Source organism: Rhizobium sp. P1_E1, assembly GCF_056406015.1.
In genome coordinates this window covers 1-3,864 of record NZ_JBFUAY010000322.1, presented here as the reverse complement: position 1 = coordinate 3,864, position 3,864 = coordinate 1, and the positions used below count along the sequence as shown (strand labels likewise).

At 57.8% G+C, this 3,864-nt stretch carries 5 protein-coding genes; 2 read left to right on the top strand and 3 right to left on the bottom strand.

Annotated elements, in window-relative coordinates:
* Nucleotides 1-179, top strand: a 179-nt coding sequence (locus AC1D1Z_RS34895; protein WP_477853353.1) for a DUF3606 domain-containing protein, incomplete at its 5' end; no start/stop codon positions are given.
* Nucleotides 180-269: 90 nt separating this feature from the next.
* On the opposite strand, the gene AC1D1Z_RS34890 is transcribed toward AC1D1Z_RS34895, so the two are convergent.
* Nucleotides 270-725 carry an NUDIX hydrolase gene (locus AC1D1Z_RS34890; RefSeq protein ID WP_018245206.1) on the bottom strand — a complete coding sequence of 152 codons (456 nt, stop codon included), beginning with the start codon at nt 723-725 and terminating at the stop codon, nt 270-272.
* Between the two features lie 83 nt (nt 726-808).
* A complete protein-coding gene (locus AC1D1Z_RS34885) occupies nt 809-2,257 on the bottom strand; it encodes a CYTH and CHAD domain-containing protein (RefSeq protein WP_245268265.1) in 1,449 nt (482 codons plus the stop codon).
* Nucleotides 2,258-2,397: 140 nt separating this feature from the next.
* On the opposite strand from AC1D1Z_RS34885, the gene AC1D1Z_RS34880 reads away from it, so the two are divergent.
* A complete protein-coding gene (locus AC1D1Z_RS34880) occupies nt 2,398-2,853 on the top strand; it encodes an NUDIX hydrolase (protein ID WP_018245204.1) in 456 nt (151 codons plus the stop codon).
* Nucleotides 2,854-2,976: 123 nt separating this feature from the next.
* Here AC1D1Z_RS34880 and AC1D1Z_RS34875 read toward each other — a convergent pair whose 3' ends face one another.
* Complete coding sequence (locus tag AC1D1Z_RS34875; RefSeq protein ID WP_018245203.1) at nt 2,977-3,645, bottom strand: hypothetical protein; 669 nt, start codon at nt 3,643-3,645, stop codon at nt 2,977-2,979.
* Between the last annotated feature and the right edge of the window lie 219 nt (nt 3,646-3,864).

Sequence of the window (3,864 nt, the reverse complement as noted above, 5' to 3'; positions counted from 1 at the left end):
TCCCAACGGCAAACACCAACCGAGGCCGCGCGCAAGATCGAGCCCGTGTGGCGGGAGGACAGGATCACGAGGTCCAGTATGAGGCGGAAAAAGAACGGGTCTCGAAGTCGAAGGTCAGGGAGACTGTCAAAAAAGTCGGCAACAGCCGCAAGAAGGTCGAAGCTAACCTGGAGAAGTAGAGGCGAGTTCACATTCCAAGAGGAACTCGTCGCTGACGAAAGGCGGAACGGGAATTCCCCACATCGATAATATGTCCGCGACCGATCGAGCTAGAGGAGTCGTCCCGCACGCTTGAACATCCGTCCAAACTTGAGCAGTAGGCGCTCAAGCTCCGGTTCGTCTACGCGGCGGGCGGCCTCCATTGGCGTCAGCCACACGGAGTCTCGCTCGGCCATCTCTGGAAAGCGCTTTCGGTTACGGCGGACCTCCAGTAGGAAGACGGCAACGACTGGTCGCGCTCCACTTCCGTCCTGCATAAGTTTGTCATAGAAGAACTCGCCGAAGGGCTTCTTCTTCGCCCTTCCGATCACGCCAGCTTCCTCCCAGGCTTCACGTTCCGCCACCTTGCGCGGCTTAAGACCTGATATCGGCCAGCCCTTCGGGATCATCCAACGTCTCGTCTCCCGCGTCGTGATAAGAAGCACCATTGGCCCCTTGGGTGTGTTTCGGAAACACAATGCACCATATTGCTGGATCGGCTTCGGATAGACGTCAATGTCATTCATCGTGTCTGCTCATGTTCATCGACGTTCTCGACCGTGCCGGATAGGCTGAGGTTCCTTCGCTTGAGGTTCATGGCGTCCTCATGTCAGCGCCAGAAGCGCTTCGTGTCGATGACCTCATCTACTGAGGACTGCGCCATGCGGATCAACGCATTCTTGTCATCGTGAGAAACGACAGAATCTCGAGCAGGGTGGTTGGCCAGTCCATGCTGCGCGAGCACCTTCGGTCCGGTTGCCAGATCGTTCAGTGCTCCAAGATAGTCCTGCAGCTCCTCCATCGCTGCGATGAATTTCCGGTGCCGGCGCGTGCCGCGCTTGTCGTCGAACAGCGATCCGAAGAACTCGGCCGCGTAGCGAAGCTTTTTAGCGTCCTTGCGAACCTGGTGACGATGCTCGTCGTCGGTCTCAGCCAACGCACTGCCATGCTTTTTCAGCTTCTTACGCATCTTCTCGATGGCCCTCGCGGCAAACTCCGAGGCCGATGTGTCCTCGGAAGTTGCGCTGCCGCCAGTGCGATCGAGGTCACATTGAAGCCACTCGTTGAAATCGATAATGAGCGCGCGCGCTCGCGCCGACCCCAGAGCCTCGACAGCGTCGCCGTATGCCTTGTTGCGGGCATCCTTGAGCTTGGCCCGAAGATCGGAGTCCTTCGCTTTCATAAGCAGGACGTCGAGATTACGTGCTTCGCCGAGGACGCCGGCGAGCCAGCGAAGCTCCTCTTGGATCCTTTTCGGCTCGTCGCCCATCAGGAGCGGCCTGAACAGAGAGAACGCAGAGCGGAGACGCCGCAGAGCTACCCGCGCTTGATGAAGGGCTTCCGAATTTCGTCGCTGGAGAAGGATTTCTTCGTTGAGACGGAACTGCCGAAAGCAGGACGCGGCGATCTCTCGAAAGGCGCTAGACGCCTTGATGTTTCGTTCGAGATCGAGGCGCTCTGCCTTGAACATGAATTGCTGCCTGTCCAGAAGCGCGAGGCCCCGATCTGACTTGGACTGAATGCCGAATCGGAACGGCGCGATCGCGTCGATCTTGCGAATGAAGATGAATAGGTCCTTCGGATCGCCGTCCTTCAGTTCAACCTCGATTTCCTGAACAGGCGAGCGCCTGTTGCCAGACACTACGTCTCCCCGATCAACGACCACCTCCAGCCGAGAGCCGTTCAACTCGATGTTCCAGACGCGACGCTCAATGAACACGGTGAAAGCGGCTTCCACCTCAAGTTCCGGTCCGAACTCGCTTATGAGAGGGCTCGTATGGTCGAGGACGGGTTCATTGCCTTCAATGGACGTCTCCCATTCTGAACGAACAAACAGTGATTTCGCCGGCCCGGATGCCTTCACAGTCTGGACGTGGGACGCGCCGGTAGAGCGGACACGCAGAGAGAACCCCTTCTCCGACAGCCGACGATCGTCCGTCTCGAAGTAGGTCGAAGACTGCTGCAGCGCCTCGTCGGGCTGTCCGAGAAGATCGGAACCCAAAAGGCTCTCAAGGGCTTCGCTAGAGAGGTCGAGCTTGATTTCGATTTCTGATGGCAAGGCAGGCTCCATTCTGATTGGATGCTCATCAACGCTGGAGGCCCTGTCATAGTTCGGTCGCGTCACGACGTGATGAAGCAAACTGGACTCTTCAACTTTGTCCAGCTAGCTTGCGCGGGCTTCGAAACCGGAGGCGGACGATGCTCAACGAAAGCGCCCAGACAGAACTTACGAAAACGGTGTCTGGTCGCGATATCGCGCAGGCTGGTGCTCTCTGCTACCGTCGGAACGAAAACGGTGGAGTTGAAATCCTTTTTGTAGGCAGCCGACGGAACGGTCGATGGGGCATTCCGAAGGGGCACGTCGAAGGTGGTGAGGTCAGCAGCGCCGCGGCGCTGAGAGAGGCGTTCGAGGAGGCCGGGGTCTCAGGCGTCGTCGACAAAACCGTGTTCGGTACGTTTTCTTATCGGAAGGACACGAGTCCCAACCAATACCACGTGGCCGTCCATCTTCTTAAGGTCTCGATGATCGCGGACAAGTTTCCGGAGAAGGGTGTCCGAAAGACACGGTGGTTCCCCTTGGAGACCGCGTTGCGGGAAGCGGCGCAGCCGGGCTTGCGGCTGCTACTCTCAAGCATCAGGTCCATTAACCTCTGACTACCGAGTGTCGATGATCCGAACGACACCGTCAAGCCGCCAGATCGGGAGAGATGCGACATAGGACTTCGTGATGGTCAACGGTCCCGTCGTCCGCTGGGCGCCTTGCGCCCGGACGGGACGCTACTCGCCCTCTTCACCTGTCTTCGGGAAGAGATGAGTGACATTGGAACCAGGGGTCGGAACCCTCGCTGCCGTCTTCTTGATGCCGTTGCTGCGTTCGCCAGCAGCTTGTACGACCGAGGCAAATCCATCGCGTTGCCTGTAGTAGTCAGGTTTTTCCGGAAGACTGAGATCAAAATCGGCAAGCAGTCGCTCGATGAGGTCCATCGCCTTCGCCGCGATCACCGCATAGCCCTCCTGGCGCCGCTCGAAAAAGCTGTCGAAGCCTGGGCCGGAGAGATCAAGGTTATCCAACGCGTTCCCAAGGTTCGTCACCCGGTTCGATAACCATAAAGCTTCGTGGAAGAGCTCGTCGCCGAGGAGGCTCAAGTCTTCAGCCCGTGGGAGGACAAGAACCGGATCCGCTGTGTGGAAGACGAACTCGCCTTCGTTGACTGGGTTGAATTCAGGCGTATCGTGAACGGCAGCGTATGCGGCGCCGACAAAATCGTCTAATGCCAGAGCTGTCAGCATTGCCGCGCTGCGCGCTTTGGCTTTTGGGTTCCGACCGCGTTCGGCAGCCGTCCACCGCAGCACGCTCGGTATGATCGTGCCGGCGGCGAAACAGCCAGCCCCAATCATCGCTCCGACTAGCATGATGCCTTGAGTTGTTTCGAAGAACTGCGTCAACACTTACCTCGTAGAGTTCGAGAAGCGATTTGCATCGGTCGCACGCAGAACGGAATCAGTACCGGCTGTTGCAGTGTGCCTCGCTTGAAAGCGATTAGGAATGCTCTCCCGAAAGATGAGATCTCGACAGAGTATATTCAAGGTTTAGTCCGTATGCCCCCTTTGCGAGGGAACCACACCGATAGTTGGGACAGGTGGTTCCTGTTGCCGCATTTTGTT